At 67.3% G+C, this 20,796-nt stretch carries 18 protein-coding genes; 9 read left to right on the top strand and 9 right to left on the bottom strand.

The window, feature by feature from the left end:
* Positions 1–16: 16 nt before the first annotated feature.
* From ACWEFV_RS11970 to ACWEFV_RS11980, 3 genes are all read left to right on the top strand, one after another.
* Positions 17–4,534 (top strand): ATP-dependent helicase, encoded by a 4,518-nt coding sequence (locus ACWEFV_RS11970; RefSeq protein ID WP_450070321.1) that lies wholly within the window; start codon positions 17–19, stop codon positions 4,532–4,534.
* 96 nt (positions 4,535–4,630) lie between these two features.
* Positions 4,631–5,041: a hypothetical protein gene (locus ACWEFV_RS11975; RefSeq protein WP_450070322.1), complete on the top strand. Its 411-nt coding sequence runs from the start codon at positions 4,631–4,633 to the stop codon at positions 5,039–5,041.
* A 46-nt stretch (positions 5,042–5,087) separates the two neighbouring features.
* Positions 5,088–5,735, top strand: coding sequence for a GAD-like domain-containing protein (locus tag ACWEFV_RS11980; RefSeq protein ID WP_450070323.1), 648 nt, complete (start codon positions 5,088–5,090; stop codon positions 5,733–5,735).
* 83 nt (positions 5,736–5,818) lie between these two features.
* Here ACWEFV_RS11980 and ACWEFV_RS11985 read toward each other — a convergent pair whose 3' ends face one another.
* The gene (locus ACWEFV_RS11985) at positions 5,819–6,223 is read right to left on the bottom strand and encodes a TrmH family RNA methyltransferase (protein ID WP_286174704.1); all 405 of its coding nucleotides are present in this window, start codon (positions 6,221–6,223) and stop codon (positions 5,819–5,821) included.
* Positions 6,224–6,457: 234 nt separating this feature from the next.
* Here ACWEFV_RS11985 and nei2 point away from each other — a divergent pair, with 234 nt between their 5' ends.
* Positions 6,458–7,210, top strand: a complete 753-nt coding sequence (nei2, locus tag ACWEFV_RS11990; protein ID WP_450070324.1) for an endonuclease VIII Nei2 — start codon at positions 6,458–6,460, stop codon at positions 7,208–7,210.
* Positions 7,211–7,341: 131 nt separating this feature from the next.
* Entirely contained in the window at positions 7,342–8,808 is a 1,467-nt protein-coding gene (locus ACWEFV_RS11995; protein ID WP_450070325.1) for an HNH endonuclease signature motif containing protein, read from the top strand.
* Between the two features lie 27 nt (positions 8,809–8,835).
* On the opposite strand, the gene ACWEFV_RS12000 is transcribed toward ACWEFV_RS11995, so the two are convergent.
* Together ACWEFV_RS12000 and ACWEFV_RS12005 are read right to left on the bottom strand one after the other, a co-directional pair.
* A complete protein-coding gene (locus tag ACWEFV_RS12000) occupies positions 8,836–10,185 on the bottom strand; it encodes a flavin monoamine oxidase family protein (protein ID WP_450070326.1) in 1,350 nt (449 codons plus the stop codon).
* A gap of 50 nt (positions 10,186–10,235) precedes the next feature.
* Positions 10,236–10,856 carry a TetR/AcrR family transcriptional regulator gene (locus ACWEFV_RS12005; protein ID WP_450070327.1) on the bottom strand — a complete coding sequence of 207 codons (621 nt, stop codon included), beginning with the start codon at positions 10,854–10,856 and terminating at the stop codon, positions 10,236–10,238.
* Positions 10,857–10,936: 80 nt separating this feature from the next.
* On the opposite strand from ACWEFV_RS12005, the gene ACWEFV_RS12010 reads away from it, so the two are divergent.
* Positions 10,937–11,452 carry an N-acetyltransferase family protein gene (locus tag ACWEFV_RS12010; protein ID WP_450070328.1) on the top strand — a complete coding sequence of 172 codons (516 nt, stop codon included), beginning with the start codon at positions 10,937–10,939 and terminating at the stop codon, positions 11,450–11,452.
* On the opposite strand, the gene ACWEFV_RS12015 is transcribed toward ACWEFV_RS12010, so the two are convergent.
* Together ACWEFV_RS12015 and ACWEFV_RS12020 are read right to left on the bottom strand one after the other, a co-directional pair.
* A complete protein-coding gene (locus ACWEFV_RS12015; protein ID WP_450070329.1) occupies positions 11,442–12,578 on the bottom strand; it encodes a fatty acid desaturase family protein in 1,137 nt (378 codons plus the stop codon). The genes ACWEFV_RS12010 and ACWEFV_RS12015 overlap by 11 nt on opposite strands.
* A gap of 28 nt (positions 12,579–12,606) precedes the next feature.
* Entirely contained in the window at positions 12,607–13,698 is a 1,092-nt protein-coding gene (locus tag ACWEFV_RS12020) for a ferredoxin reductase (RefSeq protein ID WP_450070330.1), read from the bottom strand.
* A 71-nt stretch (positions 13,699–13,769) separates the two neighbouring features.
* Here ACWEFV_RS12020 and ACWEFV_RS12025 point away from each other — a divergent pair, with 71 nt between their 5' ends.
* Positions 13,770–14,462, top strand: coding sequence for a TetR family transcriptional regulator (locus tag ACWEFV_RS12025; RefSeq protein WP_450070331.1), 693 nt, complete (start codon positions 13,770–13,772; stop codon positions 14,460–14,462).
* 9 nt (positions 14,463–14,471) lie between these two features.
* Positions 14,472–15,269: an enoyl-CoA hydratase/isomerase family protein gene (locus ACWEFV_RS12030; RefSeq protein WP_450070332.1), complete on the top strand. Its 798-nt coding sequence runs from the start codon at positions 14,472–14,474 to the stop codon at positions 15,267–15,269.
* Here ACWEFV_RS12030 and ACWEFV_RS12035 read toward each other — a convergent pair.
* From ACWEFV_RS12035 to ACWEFV_RS12050, 4 genes are all read right to left on the bottom strand, one after another.
* Positions 15,238–16,008: an SDR family NAD(P)-dependent oxidoreductase gene (locus ACWEFV_RS12035; protein WP_450070333.1), complete on the bottom strand. Its 771-nt coding sequence runs from the start codon at positions 16,006–16,008 to the stop codon at positions 15,238–15,240. The two genes, ACWEFV_RS12030 and ACWEFV_RS12035, sit on opposite strands and share 32 nt — an antisense overlap.
* A 29-nt stretch (positions 16,009–16,037) precedes the next feature.
* The gene (locus ACWEFV_RS12040) at positions 16,038–16,907 is read right to left on the bottom strand and encodes a pseudouridine synthase (protein ID WP_450070334.1); all 870 of its coding nucleotides are present in this window, start codon (positions 16,905–16,907) and stop codon (positions 16,038–16,040) included.
* Positions 16,904–18,649, bottom strand: a complete 1,746-nt coding sequence (locus ACWEFV_RS12045; RefSeq protein WP_450070335.1) for a glycerol-3-phosphate dehydrogenase/oxidase — start codon at positions 18,647–18,649, stop codon at positions 16,904–16,906. Before ACWEFV_RS12045 ends, ACWEFV_RS12040 begins: the two co-directional genes overlap by 4 nt.
* A gap of 222 nt (positions 18,650–18,871) precedes the next feature.
* On the bottom strand, positions 18,872–20,287 hold the full coding sequence (locus ACWEFV_RS12050; RefSeq protein WP_450070336.1) for an NAD(P)H-quinone dehydrogenase: 1,416 nt from the start codon (positions 20,285–20,287) through the stop codon (positions 18,872–18,874).
* 41 nt (positions 20,288–20,328) lie between these two features.
* Between ACWEFV_RS12050 and ACWEFV_RS12055 the strand changes: the two genes are divergently transcribed.
* Positions 20,329–20,796: a gamma-glutamylcyclotransferase gene (locus ACWEFV_RS12055; RefSeq protein WP_135453142.1), complete on the top strand. Its 468-nt coding sequence runs from the start codon at positions 20,329–20,331 to the stop codon at positions 20,794–20,796.

Below are 20,796 nucleotides of genomic sequence, written 5' to 3' on the forward strand. Positions count from 1 at the left end.
GCGGCAGTATGGCTAGGTGGCCACCACGCCGGTCGATCCGCTGGCCCGGTTCAGTGCACTGACCCGGGAGTGGTTCACGGCTGCCTTCCCGGCGCCGACGGCCGCTCAGGCACAGGCGTGGTCCGCCATCGCCGAGGGCCACAACACCCTGGTCATCGCCCCCACCGGCTCGGGCAAGACCCTCGCCGCGTTCCTGTGGGCCATCGACGAGTTGGCCCGGACCCACGCCGACCCGCGGTCGGGCACGACGGTGCTGTACGTGTCACCGCTCAAGGCGCTGGCCGTCGACGTCGAGCGGAACCTGCGCACCCCGCTGACCGGGATCACGCGGGTCGCCGAGCGCCACGGAGTGCCCGCCCCGTCGATCAGCGTCGGGGTCCGTTCCGGGGACACCACGCCCAGTCAACGCCGCGCGATGCTGAGCAAGCCGCCAGACATCCTGATCACCACCCCGGAGTCACTGTTCCTGATGCTGACCTCGGCGGCCCGCGAGACGCTGGCATCGGTGCGGACCGTGATCGTCGACGAGGTTCACGCCGTAGCCGCCACCAAACGCGGTGCGCACCTGGCACTCTCACTGGAACGGCTGGATCAGCTTCTCGACAAGCCGGCCCAGCGGATCGGATTGTCGGCGACGGTGCGGCCGCCCGAGGAGGTGGCCCGGTTCCTGTCCGGGCAGGCGCCCACCACCATCGTGGCCCCGCCTGCCGCGAAGACCTTCGACCTCTCGGTCCAGGTTCCGGTTCCGGACATGGCCAACCTCGACAACAACAGCATCTGGCCCGATGTAGAGGAGCGCATCGTGGACCTGATCGAGGCGCACAAGTCCTCGATCGTGTTCGCCAATTCCCGCCGGCTGGCCGAGCGGCTGACCTCACGGCTCAACGAGATTCATGCCGAACGTGCCGGAATCGAGCTCTCGCTGGACCGTAACCCGCAGGTCGGCGGCGGCGCCCCGGCTCAGCTCATGGCCAGCGGCCAGGCGAACGGCGCGCCGCCACTGCTGGCCCGGGCGCACCACGGTTCGGTCAGCAAGGAGCAGCGGGCCCAGGTCGAGGACGATCTCAAAAGCGGTCGGCTGCGCGCCGTGGTCGCCACCTCCAGCCTGGAGTTGGGCATCGACATGGGTGCCGTCGATCTGGTGATCCAGGTCGAGTCACCGCCGTCGGTGGCCAGTGGGCTGCAACGCATCGGACGTGCCGGGCATCAGGTCGGCGAGATCTCCCAGGGCGTGCTGTTCCCCAAGCACCGGACCGATCTGATCGGCTGTGCGGTGACGGTGCAGCGCATGCGCTCCGGTGACATCGAGACGATGCATGTCCCGGCCAATCCGCTCGACGTGCTGGCCCAGCACACGGTGGCCGTCGCCGCCCTGGAGCCGGTGGATGCCGACGCCTGGTTCGACGCGGTCCGGCGCAGCGCACCGTTCGCCACGTTGCCGCGCAGCGCCTTCGAGGCCACCCTCGACCTGCTGTCCGGGAAGTATCCGTCCACCGAGTTCGCCGAGCTGCGGCCGCGGCTCGTGTACGACCGCGACCACGGAACGCTCACCGCCCGCCCGGGCGCGCAGCGCCTGGCCGTCACCTCCGGCGGGGCCATCCCCGACCGCGGACTGTTCACCGTCTACCTGGCCACCGATTCCGAAAAACCGTCCCGGGTAGGCGAACTCGACGAGGAGATGGTTTACGAGTCACGCCCGGGTGATGTCATCTCCCTTGGCGCCACCAGTTGGCGGATCACGGAGATCACCCACGATCGGGTGCTGGTCATCCCGGCGCCGGGCCAGCCCGCCCGGTTGCCGTTCTGGCGCGGCGACAGCGTGGGCCGACCCGCCGAGCTGGGCGCGGCCGTCGGGGCGTTCACCGGCGAGCTCGCCGCACTGGGCCGCGCTGAGTTCGATGAGCGCTGCCAGGCAATGGGTTTCGCCGGATTCGCCACCGACAACCTGTATCAGCTGCTGCACGATCAGCGGGAGGCCACCGGTGTGGTCCCCAGCGACAGCACCTTCGTGGTGGAGCGCTTCCGGGACGAGCTCGGTGACTGGCGGGTGATCCTCCATTCCCCGTACGGGCTGCGGGTCCACGGACCACTCGCCCTCGCGGTGGGCCGACGGCTGCGGGAACGCTACGGCATCGACGAGAAGCCGACCGCCTCCGACGACGGCATCATCGTGCGACTGCCCGACAGCGGCGAAAACCCTCCGGGCGCAGACCTGTTCGTGTTCGATGCCGACGAGGTCGAGCCCATCGTCACCGCGGAGGTGGGCGGCTCGGCATTGTTCGCGTCCCGGTTCCGTGAGTGCGCCGCCCGTGCCCTGCTGCTGCCACGCCGGCACCCGGGCAAACGTTCCCCGCTATGGCATCAACGGCAGCGCGCCGCACAACTGCTCGACATCGCCCGCAAGTACCCGGACTTCCCGATCGTGCTGGAAACAGTGCGGGAGTGCCTGCAGGACGTCTACGACGTGCCCGCCCTGACCGAGCTGATGCGGCGGGTGGCGCAGCGTCGGGTGCGGGTGGTCGAGGTCGAAACCGCCACCCCGTCACCGTTCGCCGCATCGCTGCTGTTCGGCTATGTGGGCGCGTTCATGTACGAGGGCGACAGCCCACTGGCCGAGCGGCGGGCCGCGGCGCTGGCACTGGACACCGTGCTGCTGTCCGAATTGCTGGGGCGCGTCGAATTGCGCGAACTGCTGGACCCGGCGGTGGTCGCGTCGACGTCCGCGCAACTGCAACACCTGACCGAGGAGCGCGCGGCGCGCGACGCCGAGGCGGTGGCAGATCTGCTGAGGATGCTCGGTCCGCTCACCGAGGTCGAGATCGCCGCGCGCGCCACCACCGACACGATCGGCGGCTGGCTCGACGGGCTGCACGCCGCCAAGCGTGCGCTGCCGGTGACCTATGGCGGCCAGACCTGGTGGGCGGCGGTCGAAGACATCGGCCTGTTGCGCGACGGGGTCGGCGCGCCGGTGCCGGTCGGGGTGCCCGCGGCATTCACCGAATCCGTCGACGACCCGCTCGGGGATCTGATCGGCCGCTATGCCCGCACCCACGGGCCGTTCACCACCACCGAGGTGGCCGCCCGGTTCGGGTTGGGCCTGCGGGTGACCGCAGATGTGTTGGGTCGCATGGCTGTCGACGGCCGGCTGGTGCGCGGTGAATTCGTCGACGATCTCCCCGGCGATCAGTGGTGCGACGCCGAAGTACTGAGGATCCTGCGCCGCCGTTCCCTGGCCGCGCTGCGCGCTCAGGTCGAACCGGTCAGCACCGCGGCCTACGGTCGCTTCCTGCCGGCCTGGCAACACGTCGGATCGAGCCACAGCGCGGGGATCGACGGGCTGGCCGCGGTGATCGAACAGCTGGCCGGCGTTCCCGTTCCCGCATCGGCGGTGGAGTCGCTCGTCTTCGGTCAACGGGTCCGCGATTATCAACCGGCCATGCTCGACGAGCTGCTCGCTTCCGGTGAGGTGATGTGGTCGGGCGCCGGGCAGATCGGCGGCAGCGACGGCTGGGTGACATTCCATCTTGCCGAGACCGCGCCGTTGACGCTGCCGGTGCCCGCCGAGATCGAGTTCACCGATACCCACCGGGCGATCATGGAGACGCTCGGGCGCGGCGGGGCGTACTTCTTCCGGCAACTCACCGATACTGCCGGCGAATCTGAGCTGAAAACCGCTCTGTGGGAACTGATCTGGGCCGGATGGGTCACCGGGGACACGTTCGCGCCGGTGCGCGCCATGCTGACGGGTCCTCGGCGGTCCGGGACGCCGGCGCACCGCCAGCGCCAGCGCCCGCCCCGGCTCAGCCGCTACAGCGTGGCGCGCCCGCACACCCGGGCGGCCGATCCGATGGTGTCCGGCCGGTGGTCGGCATTGCCTGGCGCAGAACCGGATTCGACGGTACGGGCGCACTTCCAGGCCGAGCTGCTGCTCAACCGGCACGGAGTGCTGACCAAAGGGGCGGCAGCGGCCGAGGGGGTGCCCGGCGGGTTCGCCACCCTGTACAAGGTGTTGAGCGCGTTCGAGGACGCCGGCCGCTGCCAGCGGGGCTACTTCGTGGAGTCGTTGGGCGGGGCACAGTTCGCGGCAGCCTCGACAGTCGACCGGCTGCGGTCCTATCTCGACGGGGTCGATCCACAGCGACCCGAGTTCCACGCCGTCGTTCTCGCGGCGACGGATCCGGCCAATCCCTACGGAGCGGCACTGGCCTGGCCGGAACGCGGCGGCGACGACACGCACCGGCCCGGCCGCAAAGCCGGAGCCCTGGTCGCGCTGGTCGACGGGCAATTGGTGTGGTTCCTGGAGCGCGGTGGCCGGACCCTGCTCAGCTTCACCTCGGACGCCGATACGCAGCGGGCCGCGGCGGGGGCTCTGGCGGAACTCGTGAGCACCGGGCGCATGCCGTCGTTATTGGTGGAGCGGATCAACGGGGTCGCGGTGCTCGATCCCGGCGTCGACGCGGACCGTGCCGCCGTGCAGGACGCGCTGACCGGGGCCGGATTTTCCCGCACCCCGCGCGGCCTGCGGCTGCGATGATCGGATGAGTTCTCGCAAGTCACAGTAAGAATGACTGGTCGATCGGCGGCGCGCCGTGACCGCTGAGGTCTGATCGGCACCGGGATACTGAGCGGTATGAACGAGCCGGCCGAACAGGTGCAGCCAACGCTCGGTAACGACGTTGCGCACTACGAGGTGCGTCGACTCCCCCGCGGTGTCCGGATCGCCGACATCACTGTCTGTGTGTTGCTGTTCGTAGTCCAGGCCGGGTTGGGTTTCGTCGCGCTGATGAGCTTCATGGTTTTCCCGATGAGCATCGACAACTGCGCCTACGTGGAATGCGGCGATGAGAAGTGGATCAACTACGCGATGTGGACGGCGCTCGCGACGATGGTGCCGGCTGGGCTGTTTTTCTGTGTCGGCGTCATTCAGCTGGCCCGCAACCGAATTGGGTTCTGGTGGCCGCTGATCGGCATTCTCGCCCAGGGGGCCATCCTGGGGGCCGCGTGGCGCATGGCATCGCTCGCGGGCCCCATCGCTGGCTAACCGAGACCGGCTGCAGGCCTAGACGCGCTCGACGGGAGGTGACGGCATGCCCGACGAATTCTTCGAGTGTTTCCTCGAAGAGCTTCCGTTCTCGATCCCTGGTCCCCCGTGCACTGACGAGCACGTGCGCGCCTACACCGGGCTAGTCCCGGACTGCCTGATCTCCTACTGGCAGGAGTTCGGGTTCTCCGGATTCGGCAACGGGACGGCCTGGTTGGTGGATCCGGCCGAATGGAGGGTCACCACCGAACAGGTCCTCCTCGATAAGGTTCAGCACCCGCGGCTGGGCACGTACGCGCAGTACATTCCTTTCATCCGAAGCGCTTTCGGGAAGGTGTGGTTCTGGACGCCCGGGTACGGCATATCGCTCATTGTTGATCCGGTACGTGGAGTTCTGTTCCTCAAACCGCCGGCCAGAGATCTGACGCCGGGTGGATTCGAGCGCTCGCTGCACGCTTTCTTCACCGCATCTGGGATGGAGCGGTTCGTGTTCTACGACCGCAACGAAGCGCCTATGTTCGAACGGGTCTACCAGCATCTCGGCGCCCTGCGGTTCGATGAGCTGTACGGATTCGCGCCGGGTCTGCTGATCGGTGGCGCCGCAATTGTGGAGGCCACCCACCTGTTCCAGATTCATGTACACATTGCGCTTCTGCGGTCAGTCATCGGCGACGACTGGTACGTGGTGGCATGACCGGCCCGTACGAGGTTGTTGACGCTGAGGCGGCGTCGGGGTTCGCCCGCACGCCGCGTGGTCAGCGGCTGCGGTGAACGGCCTCACAGGAGGCCGGCGACCTTGTACAGCACGAGCGATCCCGCAACAGCGACGTTGAGACTGTGACCGGTGCCCACCATTGGAATCTCGACCGCCAGGTCGAGCAGTTCCATTGCTTCGGCAGGCATACCGCTGCCCTCGTTGCCGAGAACCAACACCGTGCGCGTGCGCGCCGCGGGCAGATCCGCCAGCCGGATCGCCTCGTCGGCGAGTTCGACACCGATGATGTGCGACCGCTCCCGTTGCTTCTCCAGCCAGCCGACGACGTCGCCGTAGATCCAGTGGACGCATGACCTGTGCCGCAGAGTGTTTCCCTTGCGTAGAGCCTCGGAAGCCCACGGCAGGCGTGGTACGGCCAGACATGCACCCACGGCGTCGCACGTGCGGAGCAACGTGCCCAGATTCACGCCGTGCTTGGGCCAGAGTGGCGCGACGATGATGTGGTTCCAGCACTGGTGACGGCCAGAGCGCCGCTGCCGGTGGATCTCTTTACGGGTTCGAATGCGAGGCGCCGGGTGCGGCGCCTCCGCGCCGCTCACTGGAGGGCGGGAACGCCCCTCCCGCCGGGTCGAGAATTGATCATCGGCCGATTATGCCATCGAGCGACCGTCAACTTCCATGACAACTGGTTCAATGAAAACATGCCAGAGGGAGATACCGTCTTCCACACCGCCACGGCACTGCGCACCGCTCTGGCGGGAAAATCCCTGACGCGATGCGACATTCGCGTTCCACGCTACGCCACCGTCGATCTCACCGGGCACGTGGTCGACGAGGTGCTCAGCCGCGGTAAGCACTTGTTCATCCGAGTTGGTCCGGCCAGCATCCACTCCCATCTGAAGATGGAGGGCAGTTGGCGCATCGGGTGGTCCAAAGGTGCGGCCCACCGGATTCGGATCGTGCTGGAGACCGCCGACAGTCGCGCCACCGGCATCGACCTCGGCGTTCTCGAAGTGCTCGACCGCGACACCGATATGGCAGCGGTAGCCCACCTCGGTCCGGACCTGCTCGGCCCTGACTGGGAGCCACGGACCGCGGCTGCCAATCTGACCGCCGACCCCGACCGTCCGTTGGCGCAGGCCCTGCTCGATCAGCGGGTGATGGCCGGCGTCGGCAACGTCTACTGCAACGAACTGTGTTTCGTCTTCGGCCGGCTGCCGACCTCACCCATCAGCACGCTGACCGACCCGTTGCGCGTCGTGCAACGCGCCCGGGACATGCTGTGGCTCAACCGGTCCCGATGGAATCGCACAACGACCGGGGACACGCGGCCCGGCCGCCAATTGTGGGTCTACGGCCGCGCCGGTGAGCCCTGCCGCCGATGCGGGACCTTGATCGAGACCGACGCCGGCACCGAGCGGGTGACGTACTGGTGCCCAACCTGCCAATCCTGAATTCTCTCGTGGGGCAGGGTCATTGACGCACTGCGCGTTGACGAGGAACGGCCCGGTTCGAGCCTCACCCGGACCCGAACTCGTACCCGAAAACAGAGTCAATGTCGGTCACGCATGGCATAATCGAACGTATGTTCGAGACCGATTCCGATGTGGAGCTGATCGACCAGATCAGTGGTGCGGCGCGGGCGGAGTCGGTGGCGATCGCGGGCCGGTTGGCGGCGATCGGGGCGTTGGACAGCCTGCGGGAACGGGAGTTGGTCGAAAGCATTTTGTGGCGGACCGATCCGTTCGAGGAGGTCGCCGCGGAGGTGTCGGCGGCGTTGCGGATCAGTCGGGGTCGGGCCGGTACCCAGGTTCACCATGCCCGGGTGTTGCGGGACAAGCTGCCGTTGGTGGCGGCACGGTTCGCGGTTGGGGACATCGACTATCGGGTGGTGTGCACGATCATTGCCCGCACCGGCATCGTCGATCCTGCAGTGTGGGGCGGGTTGGATGCCGAGTTGGCGGCGCGGGCGCATCGGTGGATGCGGTTCTCGCAGCGGCAGTTGCGGGACCGGGTGGATCAGTGGATCGCCAAACTCGACCCGAATGGGGTGCGGGTGCCGCCGGATGTGGCCGAAGAGCGGTTCGTGCAGATCGAACCGGGCAGCCCCGGCAAGGCGACGGTGTGGGCCAATCTGGATGCCGCCGACGGGGCAGCGTTGGATCAACGTCTGGACGCCCTGGCCGACACGGTGTGTGAGCACGATCCACGGACCCGTGAGCAGCGTCGCGCGGATGCGGTGGGGCCGTTGGCCCGGTTGGAATCCCAACTGCCCTGCCGGTGTGGTCGTGACGAGTGCCCCGCGGCGCAGAAGCGGGCGGCGGCCGATGCGGCGGTGGTTCATGTGCTGGCCGATCGGGCCACCGTCGATGGCACTTCGGATGATCCGGGATACCTACCCGGGCATGGCATCCTGCCCGCCGCGTCGGTGCGCGACCTGGCCGCCACCGCGAAGATCAAGCCGCTGCACGTGCCTGCCGAACCCGCCAAGCCCAGCGAACCGGTAGAGGCCGCCGACTCCGATGCCGGTGAGCCCGGGTATCGCCCTTCGGTGGCGCTCTCGGAGTTCATCCGCTGGCGAGACCTGACGTGTCGCTTCCCCGGCTGCGATGCCCCCGTCGAGCGCTGCGACATCGACCACACGATGCCCTACCCGCTGGGCCCCACCCACCCGTCCAACAACAAGCTCTACTGCCGCGCCCACCACCTGGTCAAGACCTTCTGCGCGGGCTGGTCGGATCGTCAATTACCGGATGGCACCGTCGAATTCACCGCACCGACGGGGCGCACCTATGTCACCGAGCCCCACGGCGCGGGGATGTTCCCGACGCTGGCTCAGCCGACCGGGGAGCTGAACCTTCCCGAACCGCCGGCCCACCACCCGAACCGGGGCGCGATGATGCCGACCCGCCGCCAAACCCGCGAGCAGGACCGCCGAGACCGGATCAACGCCGAACGACGGCTACGCGCCGAACTCAACACCGACCTCGAAATCGAACGCCAATACCAAGCCTGGCTCGCCGAAGAATATGGACCACCCCCACCATTCTGAACGGCGTTTCGCTGGGGCATTCGGCCTCTAGCCCGCTGCCACACTCAGCGCCTGGGCGACCTCCTGCGCCACGCGGAGGCCGGATTCGATCGCGCCTTCGATGTAACCCGGGTGATCGCCAGCGGTTTCGGTACCTGCCCAGTGGATGCCGCCGACGGGCGTGGAGGGCAACGGGAGAAGCCCCTCCAGGGTGCCCGCAATCGGTAGGACCATGTAGCCACCGCCGACGTATTCATCGGTATGCCATGACTTCTCATGCCAGCTGACCGGCTCAAGCACTTCCGGCCCGATGTGGCCGATCAGCGGGTCCAGCACAGCCCTGCGCCGCTCCTCGATGGAGAGGTCATCGAGCTGACGCGCCGCAGGTCCACCGATGAGCACACACAGGTGGCCCGGCCCATCCGGCGGGCTGGTGTCGAAGACACCGCTGCCCGGTCCGTCGAGGACGATCAGCTCGCCGCCCTTGCGCCGCCTCCAGAACGGCCGGTCGTACACCGCGATGGCCTTGTAGACCGATCCCATATAGGTGCAGTCCGCGACCCGGGCCCGCTCCGGCGGCAGCGGTGGTTGATGGGCGATGGATCCAGCCATGGGCGCCGGAACGGTGACGATGGCTTTGGCGGCCCGGAAGTCGCCCGCGGTCGTTCCGACGGTCACGCCGGAGTTGTCGCGACGGATCGATACGACCTTATGCCCCAAGCGGATCCGGGAGCCCAGGTCGACAGCCAAACCGTTGGCGAGTCCCTTCATCCCTTCGACGAGCAAGGAGTCTTGCGCGCCCCCCTTGGTCGACAACATGGTGCGCACACCGCCCTGCTGGCGGATCATCCGCATCATCGCGTAGACCGAGTGTCGGTCCAGGTCTGCCGTCCAGGACACCGCGGCAATCACTTCCAGCAGCCGGCGTGCGGTACGGCCCGGCGCCCGGCGCAGCCACGACTCGACCGTCGTGTCGTTCCAGCGTTGTGGCACCCCGGTACGGGACAGCACTTCGAGGCCGGCAATAACCACCATGGCGGCGAGAACCGGTGGCGCAACCGCCGACAACCGGCGCGAGCGGTCGATCAGGCCCGGCATCGGACCCGTGTGCATCCGATACCGGGTGAGTCCGAGCTCGTCGGCCAACGCCATGAGACGACGGTGATCGTGGCCGATCCACTGACCACCGAGGTCAACCGTCGATCCCAGCGCGGTGGTCTCGCTCATCGTTCGTCCGCCGAGCCGGTCGGCGGCTTCCAGCACGACCACGTCGATGCCGCGGCGATGAAGCTCGCGGGCCGCGGTCAGCCCCGCCACACCTGCGCCGACCACGACCACCGTGGCGTCCCTCGCGCTGCCCTGCGCCGTCATGAGACCTCCAGATTCTAAGTCGGTCAACCGTCCGACTTTTATAGCACGGGGCGGCCAGGGGCAACAGCCGTCGACGGCTAGCTGCGCATACCCGCCACTGGCTGGGGGTCTGCGAGCGTCACGAGCATCTGGATCGCGCGCTCGAGGTCGCTGCGCGCGCGACGGCCGTCTCGGCACGCGATGTACTGGATGATCAGCCCGTCGAGCATCCCGAGTGCCAACCGGCCCAGGGTGGCGAAATCGACGGCGCACCGCTCGCCGGCGGCGTTCGCCGCCTGCTCACAGAACTCGGTCACCAGTGCGGTGTAGCGGTCGTACTGCAGCTGGGCCAATCCCCCCGATCCCTCGCTGCGCACGGAGTACATCGCCAGCTCGTACTGCATGACCTGCACACCGACATCGCCTTCAACCAAGGCGTCCCAGAACGTCATGACGCCGTGACGCATCGCGTGCGCCAGACCCTGGTCGAGCTGCAGGCTCTCATGCACGGTGGCGACGACATCGTCGATGACCGCGGCGATGACGGCGCGCAGCATCTGATCCTTGGACGGGAACACGTAATGCAACGTGCCCAACGGGATGCCCGCCTCGGCCGCGACGGCACGCAGCGTCGTACCCGGTACGCCGACTTCACTGAGCACGCGGATCGCCGCCGCGACGATCTGTTCGTGACGCTCGGCTGCCTTGACGTAGGCCATCGGAATCCCTTCCTCAACTGAGCGACAGCTTAGGAGAAAGTCAGACAACCGACCGGGTCAACGCCCCTTAGGCTGAAAACATGATCAACGCCGTCGTCCGCCCTACGTCACCGGATGACCTTGACGCGATCAGCGTCATCTACGCCCACCATGTCGAGACCGGGGTGGCCACGTTCGAACTGATCCCACCGCACCGCGAGGAGTGGGAACGTCGGGTGGCGACGGCCCGGATGAGTGAATTGCCGTTCCTCACCGCGATACTCGACGACGAGATCGTGGGCTATGCCTACTGCTCACCGTGGAAGCTGCGCCCGGCCTATCAGCACACCGTGGAGAATTCGATCTATCTCACGCCGCAGTGCGCCGGTCGTGGGATCGGAACGCTACTGCTGCAAGGACTTCTGGACGGCTGCACCGCGGCAGGTATCCGTGAGGTCATCGCCGTGGTGGTCGACACCGACGAGGCAGCGGCATCCATTGCCCTGCACCGCAAGCACGGTTTCACCGAGGCCGGGCGACTGCGCGCGGTCGGCTATAAGCACGGACGATGGCTGGACACGGTGCTGCTGCAGTGCAGCCTGGCGGTCAGCAGTTGACGAGTTCCGGCTGACAGATCGGCCGCGAAGCCGGTTCCGGTGCAGGCTCTTTAGCGGCCGGCTCGGGATCCTTGGGCTTGCTGCCCCACGGGAACGCCAGCCGCACGATCTTGCGCACCACCGAGGCGAACTGCGTGTGGATCGGGCCGGTGTTGTAGGGCAGACCGTAGCGCTGGCAGATCTCCTTGACCTCACCGGAGATTTCGGCGTAGCGGTGCGCCGGGATATCCGGGAACAGGTGGTGTTCGATCTGGAACGACAGGTTGCCGCTGAAGATGTGGAACCACTTGCCGCCGGTCAGGTTTGCCGAACCCAGCAGCTGGCGGAAGTACCACTGGCCGCGCGTCTCGTCCTGGGTCTCCTCGATGGTGAACTCGTGAGTGCCCTCCGGGAAGTGCCCGCAGAAGATGATCGTGTAGGACCACACGTTGCGCATCAGATTGGCAGTCATGTTGCCCGCGAACACGAATGGCGCAAACGGGCCCGCCAGTAGCGGGAAGGCCACATAGTCCTTGACGGTCTGCTTGCGCACCTTGTCCCACATCTCGCGCAGCATGTCCTTCTTGTCCCGCAGCTTGATCTCACCGGTGCGGATCCGCTCGGTCTCCAGTTCGTGCAGAGCCACGCCGTACTGGAAGAACACCATCAGCAGGAATGCGTACAGCGGGTTGCCCAGGTAGTACGGGCTCCATCTCTGGTCCTCGCTCATCCGCAGGACGCCGTAGCCGATGTCGCGGTCCATGTCGACGATGTTGGTGTAGGTGTGGTGCATGTAGTTGTGGGAGTGCCGCCACTGATTGGACGGGCAGGCCGAATCCCATTCGAAGTTCTGGCCGCGCAACGCCGGATCGCCCATCCAGTCGTACTGACCGTGCATGACGTTGTGGCCGATCTCCATGTTGTCGAGGATCTTCGACAGCCCGAGCATCACCGTGCCGACCGGCCAGGCCGGCGGTAGGAACAGCAGCGCACGGCCACCGATCTCGAGCTTGCGCTGCATCTTGATGATGTCGCGGATGTAGGTGGCGTCGCGCTCACCGAGATCGGCAATTGCCTTTTCACGGATGGCGTCGAGTTCGGCGCCGAAGGTTTCGAACTGCTCGGGGGTCAGGGTGTAGTGGGTCATGTCTGTGCCTTTCGGAGGTCGATAGGTCTCAGAGGTCGATGACGACGTCGCCGACGGGTGCGGTGACGCAGATTTCGATGTCTTCGCAGTCGGCGCTGGAGATCGCGCCGGTGATCAGGTTGCGGACGACGCCGCTGGTCTTGAATCGGGTGCAGGTGTGGCAGATGCCCATCCGGCAACCGCTTTCCGGAGTGAGGCCGGCGGCCTCGGCCTGCACCAGCAGCGGTTGACCGTCGTCGGTCACCTCCATGTTGCTGTTGGCGAACCGGACGGTGCCTCCGGTGGATCCCGTCGGCACGGCGAACACGGGTGGGACGAAGCTCTCCGACTGCGCGTCGGGACGCACCTCCCGCACCGCGTCGACCAATGCCTGCGGGCCACAGGCGAATACCGCGTCCGGTTGGGCGCCGGGGAAGGCCGCGGCGAGGTGCGCGGGACCGAAGTACCCGTCGAGGTCGCCGACGGCCCCGTCGCGGGTGTAACCGTGCAGCACCCGGACGCCGGCCGAACGCATGGCCGCCAGCTCAGAGCGGTAGCAGGCCTCGTCGGCGCCGCGTGCGTAGTGCAGGAACGCGACCTCCCCGGTGAACGCCTGTGCACGCAATGCGCGCAGCATGGACAGCACCGGGGTGATGCCACTGCCGCCGGAGACGAAGAGGATGCGCTGCGGCAGTGCCTCGGGCAGGACGAAATCTCCGCCGACCGAGTCGAGGCCCAGCACCATGCCCGGGTAGGCGTGGTCACACAGGTAGGTCGACACCAGCCCGCCGTCGTGGCGGCCGATGGTCAACTCAAGGTGGCCCGCCCCTTCGGCATTGGCCGGCGAGTAGCACCGGGTACGGCGCCGGCCGTTGATCTCGACGGAGAGGTTGATGTGCTGACCGGCTCGAAATCCGGCGAAGGCCGCGTTCGGTTCCAGGGTCAGCGTGACACTGCGCGGCGTCTGGCGCCGCACCGCCACCACCTTGGCCCGGGCGTCGCCGCGGGTCCATGTCGGCTCGACCAGCTCGGTGTAGCGGTCGACCCCGTGGGGGCCGGTAAGCAGGTTCGCGAGAGCACTCATTCGCGGGCCGGCCAGCAGCCGCCGGCCAACACCTTCAGCCAAAGTTTGAGTGAACATGTGTACACAGTGCGCGTGCACACATGACTCTGTCAACGATAAAAACCCAGCAAGTGGTAGGGTTCACATCAGTGAACAAACGTACGCCCAATTCACGAACATCGAGCTCACGAACGCGCCGAACCGAATCGTCGTCGCGGTCGCGGGACACGCTGTCCCGGGAAGAACGCAAAGAGGCCACCCGGCGCGCGATCATCACGGCCGCGTTGACCCTGCTGGAAGACCGCAGCTTCAGCGCGCTGTCCCTCCGGGAGGTCACCCGGGAGGCCGGCATCGTGCCCGCCGCGTTCTACCGGCACTTCGACTCGATGGATGCGCTCGGCCTGGTACTCATCGATGAGTCGTTCCGGTCCCTGCGCGACATGCTGCGCGGTGCGCGTGCCGGCAAGCTCGACCCGCATCACGTCATCGAATCCTCGGCCGAGATCCTGATCGGCAGTTTCAACGACCGGCGCGAGTACTGGCGGTTCATCGCCCGCGAACGTTCCAGCGGTGTGTCGGTGCTGCGCTACGCGATTCGAACCGAGATCCGGTTGATCACCTCCGAGCTCGCGATCGACCTGGCCCGCTTCCCTGGCCTCAAGGACTGGAGCAGTGAGGATCTCAACATCCTGTCCAACCTGTTCGTCAACGCGATGATCTCGATAGCCGAGAGCCTCGAAGATGCGGGGGACGCGGCGGCCGTCGAGGCCATCCACCGCACCGCTGTCAAACAACTACGGATGATCGCCGTTGGCGTCAACGGGTGGCACAGCACCGGCTAGGGTCCGCTCATGCCCCCAGCACAGCCACTCGATCTCGCCTACCCGCGGCCCGAAATCGCCGTCATCACGCTCAATCGCCCCGAAAAGCTCAACGCGCTGTCCTACGAACTGGTCGAGGCCCTGCACGCCACCCTCGACGCGATCGCGGCGAACAACGAGTGCCGCGTCGTGGTGCTCACCGGCGCCGGACGTGGCTTCTGCTCGGGCCTGGATCTGAGCGATCCCAATCCGCCCGAGGCCGGCGGCGGCACCGAATTCCCCCGCTCGGGCATGCGGTGGCAGGAACGCATCGCGAACCTGACGGTCAAACTGCACCGGCTGCGTCAACCCGTCATCGCCGCAATCAACGGCGCGGCATACGGTGGCGGCTTCGCGCTGGCCGCGGCCAGCGACATTCGCATCGCCGGCCCGTCGGCGAAGTTCTGCACGCAGTTCATCAAGCTGGGCATCGGCGGCTGCGACATCGGCGTGAGCTACACCCTGCCCCGGATCATCGGTGCAGGCCCGGCGTTCGACCTGATCCTCACCGCGCGTGCCGTCGAGGCGCCGGAGGCGCTGCGGCTCGGACTGGTCACCCGCGTCGTCGACAACACGGCGAACTTGCTCGACGCCGCCCTTGAAATCGCCGAAACCATGTGCGGCTACGGGAAATTCGGGCTGGAATCGACCAAACAGGTGCTGTGGGCCAACCTCGACGCCGGCTGTCTGGAAACGGCGCTACACGTCGAGAACCGCAGCCAGATCCTGTCCGTCGGCACCGGCAGCCTGGCCGAGGTCAGCGAGGTGTCCCGCCACCGTCGACAATGATCACCTGCCCGGTCATGTAACTGCCGGCGTCCGAACACATGAGCAGGGCCGCGCCGACCATCTCGTCGGGCGTGGCCAGCCGCTTCATCAAGGTCCCACCCTTCATGAGATCGATGGCCTCCTGCGGGTTGTTGCGCATCATGTCGGTGTCGACGGGTCCCGGCGCCAGGGCGTTCACCCGGATGCCCAGCGGTGCGAACTCGGCCGCCATCGACCGGGTGACCGACATCAGCGCGGCCTTTCCGGAGGCATAGATGGACAGTGCGGGGGCGAAGTTGAACGCCCCGACCGACACCATGTTCAGCACGGCCGCCTTCGGGCTGGCCTTCAGGTGCGGCAGCGCGTGTTGCACCAGGAACACCGGCCCGCGCAGGTTCACCTCGTAGGACTTCGCCCAGGCCTCCGGCGTCATCTCACCCAGCGGCTGGGCCAGCGCGTTGGCGGCGTTGTTGACCACCACGTCGATCCCGCCGAACTCGGCGACCGTGCGGTCCACCAATGCGCCGAGGTCGTCGACGTTCCCGCTGTGTGTGGGAACCCCGATCGCCTCTCCCCCTAGTGAGCGCAGGTGCTCGGCCGCCCGCTCGCAGGCCTCGGGCTTGCGGCTGGCGACGACCACCCGGGCGCCGGCCAGCGTAAAGCCCTCGGCGAGAGCCAATCCGATGCCACGGGTGCCGCCGGTGACGATCACGGTCCGGTCGGTCATGTCGAACAGATGGTCAAAAGTCTCACGGTTCACCCCGTCAGTAGAACATCACCGCGGTCCGGTCACGCAAGGCTTCGGCCCACTATCCGGGCACTGACGAATTCGCGGTCCTCACCGGTTATCGGGTCGGTGAACTCCAGGCGGTGGGCCAATAGTTGCAGCGGGTCGCCGAAATCATCGGGCGCGACGTCGATCACGTTGGGGTACAAGGAATCACCGATGATCGGCAACCCGATCGAGGCCATGTGAACCCGCAATTGATGCGTCCGCCCGGTTCGGGGCAACAGCCGGTACAGCCCCTCTCCCAGCTCCTCGACATACGTCTCGGCGTTGGGTTCCCCGGGCTCCTCGAAGGCCTGTAACTGCCCGCGGTGCTTGATGATCCGGCTGTGCAATGTGGTGGGCAACGGCACCGTGGCGGTGCCCTCGGCGCGGGCCAGATACGTCTTGCGCGTCCCGCCTTCGGCGAACAGCCGCTGATAGCGACCGCGGACCTCACGCCGCGCGGTGAACAGCAGCACACCCGCAGTCAACCGGTCCAGCCGGTGCGCGGGGCTCAGCTCCGGTAGGTCCAATTCGCGACGCAGCCGCACCAGCGCGGTCTGCGCGACATGGCCACCACGGGGCATGGTGGCCAGGAAGTGAGGCTTGTCGACCACGACGATGTCGTCGTCGCGGTACAGCACCGGGATGTCGAACGGCACCTCCACCTCGTCCACCAGATCGCGGTAGAAGTAGACGTGCGCGCCCGCGGGCAGCGTCGTCGTCGCATCCGCAGCCGCACCGTCGGGCAGAAACACTTCTCCGGCAAGCACTTTCGCGCCGATACCGAACCGCTCCTGCAACTCGTCGTGCACGTTGCCACCCAGCAACCGCAGCCGCGCCGGGCCGAGTCCGTCACGCACCGGCAGCGGCGGCGGGCGTTTTCTCAATTGAGCGGCACGGGCTCGAGGATCTCGGCGCGGGCCTCGGGTGCGGCCTGACGCAGGGCATCGGCGGACTCATCGTCGGGCTGGGTCTGCGAAAGCACCTCGGCCTCCACCCGGGCGATGTACGTGGCGACCTCGCGGTCGATGTCCTCGGCGGTCCACCCCAGCACGGGCGCAACCACTTCCGCGACCTCGCGGGCGCAATTGACTCCGCGGTGCGGGTATTCGATCGCGATCCGCATCCGCCGGGCCAGGATGTCCTCCAGATGCAGAGCACCTTCGGCCGCGGCGGCATAGTAGGCCTCGACCTTGAGGTACACCGGCGCGTCGGTGATCGGGGCCAGCAGTTCGGGCCGGCCCTCTGCCATCTTGAGCACCTCGCCGATCAGCGAGCCGTAGCGGTCCAGCAGGTGCCGGACGCGGTAGGGATGCAGCCCGTAATGCTTCCCGACGAACTCGGTCTGATTGATCAACGCGAAATACCCGTCGGCGCCCATCAGCGGGACCTTTTCGGTGATCGACGGTGCCACCCGGGCGGGAACGAACTCTGCGGCAGCGTCGATCGCGTCGGCCGCCATCACCCGGTAGGTGGTGTACTTCCCGCCCGCGATGGCCACCAAGCCCGGCGAGGGCACCGCGACGGCGTGCTCACGCGAGAGCTTGGAGGTTTCCTCGCTCTCACCGGCCAGCAGCGGACGCAGCCCGGCGTAGACGCCGTCGATGTCGTCGTGGGTCAACGGGGTGGCCAACACGGTGTTGACATGGCCCAGGATGTAGTCGATGTCGGCCTTGGTCGCGGCCGGATGCGCGAGGTCCAGATTCCAGTCGGTGTCGGTGGTGCCGATGATCCAGTGCGTGCCCCACGGAATCACGAACAGCACCGATTTCTCGGTGCGCAGGATGATCGCCACCTCGCTGACGACCCGGTCCCGCGGCACCACGATGTGCACACCTTTGGAGGCGCGTACCCGGAACCGGCCGCGCTCTTTGGACAGGGCCTGGATCTCGTCGGTCCACACCCCGGTGGCGTTGACCACGACATGGCCGCGCACCTCTGTGGTGGCCCCATCCTCGGAATCGCGCAGTGTCACACCGACCACCCGATCGCCCTCGCGCAACAGCGAAACCACCTGACTCGACGAGCGCACCACCGCGCCGTAGTGGGCGGCGGTGCGGGCCACGGTCATGGTGTGCCGGGCGTCGTCGACGACCGTGTCGTAGTAACGGATCCCGCCGATGAGCGAGCTGCGCTTGAGCCCCGGGGCCAGACGCAGCGCCCCAGACTTGGTCAGATGCTTTTGCGCGGGAACGGATTTCGCACCGCCGAGCTGGTCGTAGAGGAAGATACCGGCCGCCACATAGGGCCGCTCCCACCAGCGGTTGGTCAACGGGAACAGGAACGGCAGCGGTTTGACCAGATGCGGTGCGAGCGTGGTCAGGCTCAGTTCACGCTCGTACAGGGCCTCTCGCACCAGCCCGAACTCCAACTGCTCGAGGTAGCGCAGACCGCCGTGGAACATCTTGGAGCTGCGGCTGGAGGTGCCGGACGCGAAGTCCCGCGCCTCGACCAGCGCGACTTTCAATCCTCGGGTTGCCGCGTCCAACGCAGCGCCGGCGCCCACGACACCGCCGCCGATCACCACCACGTCGAATTGTTCGCTGCCGAGTCGTTGCCAGGCTTGCGCCCTTTGCTCCGGTCCGAGGAAGGTTTGCCCGTCGCCCGGTGCTGAGATCGGGTCAGTCACGATCCCCAGGCTACGTGGACGACGTGGGATCCGCCCGATTCTGCAGGCCGCCGGTCTGTGTCTTGCCGGATCCCGCGTGGTGCAGTGCCGATTCGCTCACATTGATGGGTAGGTTTCCCGTCGTGTCGACTCCACCCCCGGGATGGCCCGGCCAGCAGTACCCGCCGCTTCCGGGTTACGTTCCCGGCTACCCCCAACGGAAGGCGCCGCACGGTGTGACCTCTAGTCCAGATCGTCGTGTTTCATCAACTGGCGCGCCGCCTCGGTGATCGAGCCGGACAACGACGGGTACACAGAGAAGGTCTGGGCCAGCTCGTCGACCGGGATGCCGTTCTGCACGGCCAGGGCGATCGGCAGGATCAGTTCGGAGGCGATCGGCGCCACCACGACACCGCCGATCACCACACCGGTGGCCGGACGGCAGAAGATCTTGACGAAGCCGCGGCGCAGGCTGGACATCTTGGCCCGGGCGTTCGTGTTGAGCGGCAGCGTCAGGGTTCGCGCCGGCACCGACCCGTCGTCGATCGCCGCCTGCGGTACGCCGACCGCGGCGATCTCGGGGCGGGTGAATACCGCAGCGGCCACGGTTCGCAGCCGGATCGGGGCCACCGCCTCGCCCAGCGCGTGATACATCGCGATGCGTCCCTGCATGGCCGCCACCGAGGCCAGCGGAAGTAATCCGGTGCAGTCCCCTGCCGCGTAGATGCCCGGCACCGAGGTCCGCGACACCCGGTCGACGTTGAGATAGTTGCCCGGTCCGAGTTCGATGCCGACGCGCTCCAGACCCAGACGGCTCGTGTTGGGAACCGATCCGACCGTCATCAGGGCGTGGCTGCCGTCGACGGAACGGCCGTCGGCCATGGTGACGCGGACGCCCGTGTCGGTGCGGGTGACCGACTCCGCGCGGGCGTTCTTGATCAGCGTGACACCGCGTTCGGAGAACACCTCCTCCAGCACCGCGGCGGCGTCGGAATCCTCGTGCGGCAGGATCTGGTCGCGGCTGGCCACCACCGTCACGGTCACACCGAGTTCGGTGTAAGCGTTGACGAACTCGGCGCCGGTGACACCCGATCCCACCACCACGAGGTGTTCGGGCAGCGTTTCGAGGTCATAGAGCTGGCGCCAGTTGAGGATGCGTTCCCCGTCGGGTGCCGCACTGGGCAGGACGCGTGGGCTGGCGCCGGTGGCGATCAGCACCACGTCGGCGGTGAGCTGGCTCGCCGCGCCGTCCGGGCCGGTCACCTTGACCCGGTGGTGGGCCATGCCCGGGACGTCGTCGATCAGTTCGCCACGCCCCGCGATCAACTCGATGCCCTCGTTGCGCAGCCGCTCGGCGATGTCGTCGGACTGCGCCGTCGCGAGGTTCTTGACCCGCTCGTTGATCTGCGGCAGCGAGATCTTGGACTGCTCGAAATCCAGCGAATATCCCAGGTTGGGGGCACGCCGCAGTTCGGTACGCACCCCCGTGGAGGCGATGAACGTCTTGGAGGGCACGCAATCCCACAGCACGCACGCGCCGCCGATGCCGTCGCAGTCGACGATGGTGACGTGAGCGACCTCCGGGCCGCGGGCAGCGGCGACGAGGGCCGCCTCATATCCGGCGGGTCCGCCGCCGATGATCACGATGCGGGTAGCCACGGCACTAACCTAACCAACTTCGCCGATTAAGCTGTCTTACCGTGCCGCTCTACGCCGCGTATGGATCGAATATGCACCCGGAGCAAATGCTCGAGCGGGCTCCGCACTCGCCGATGGCGGGTACCGGGTGGCTGCACGGCTGGCGGTTGACGTTCGGCGGTGAGGACATCGGCTGGGAAGGCGCGCTGGCGACCGTCGTCGAGGACCCGCTGGCGAAGGTGTTCGTCGTGCTCTACGACATGACGCCGGCCGACGAGCAGAGCCTCGACCACTGGGAGGGCTCCGAGCTCGGATTCCACAAGAAGATCCGCTGCCGCGTGGACCGGACCTCGTCGGACACCAACACCGATCCGGTACTGGCCTGGCTGTACGTGGTCGACGCCTGGGAGGGCGGCCTGCCCTCGGCCCGCTATCTCGGGGTGATGGCCGACGCCGCCGAGATCGCCGGCGCGCCCGACCAGTATGTGCACGATCTACGCACCCGTCCCGCCCGCAACATCGGGCCGTAG

The sequence above is a fragment of the Mycobacterium sp. NPDC004974 genome, assembly GCF_053600815.1.

Excerpts from the sequence above, each read along its gene's own strand:
- ACWEFV_RS12020 (WP_450070330.1), bottom strand. The coding sequence starts at position 13,698 with ATGTTCACTCAAACTTTGGCTGAAGGTGTTGGCCGGCGGCTGCTGGCC.
- nei2 (WP_450070324.1), top strand. The coding sequence starts at position 6,458 with ATGCCAGAGGGAGATACCGTCTTCCACACCGCCACGGCACTGCGCACC.
- ACWEFV_RS12010 (WP_450070328.1), top strand. The coding sequence starts at position 10,937 with ATGATCAACGCCGTCGTCCGCCCTACGTCACCGGATGACCTTGACGCG.
- ACWEFV_RS12005 (WP_450070327.1), bottom strand. The coding sequence starts at position 10,856 with ATGGCCTACGTCAAGGCAGCCGAGCGTCACGAACAGATCGTCGCGGCG.
- ACWEFV_RS11995 (WP_450070325.1), top strand. The coding sequence starts at position 7,342 with ATGTTCGAGACCGATTCCGATGTGGAGCTGATCGACCAGATCAGTGGT.
- ACWEFV_RS11980 (WP_450070323.1), top strand. The coding sequence starts at position 5,088 with ATGCCCGACGAATTCTTCGAGTGTTTCCTCGAAGAGCTTCCGTTCTCG.
- ACWEFV_RS12015 (WP_450070329.1), bottom strand. The coding sequence starts at position 12,578 with ATGACCCACTACACCCTGACCCCCGAGCAGTTCGAAACCTTCGGCGCC.
- ACWEFV_RS12030 (WP_450070332.1), top strand. The coding sequence starts at position 14,472 with ATGCCCCCAGCACAGCCACTCGATCTCGCCTACCCGCGGCCCGAAATC.
- ACWEFV_RS11975 (WP_450070322.1), top strand. The coding sequence starts at position 4,631 with ATGAACGAGCCGGCCGAACAGGTGCAGCCAACGCTCGGTAACGACGTT.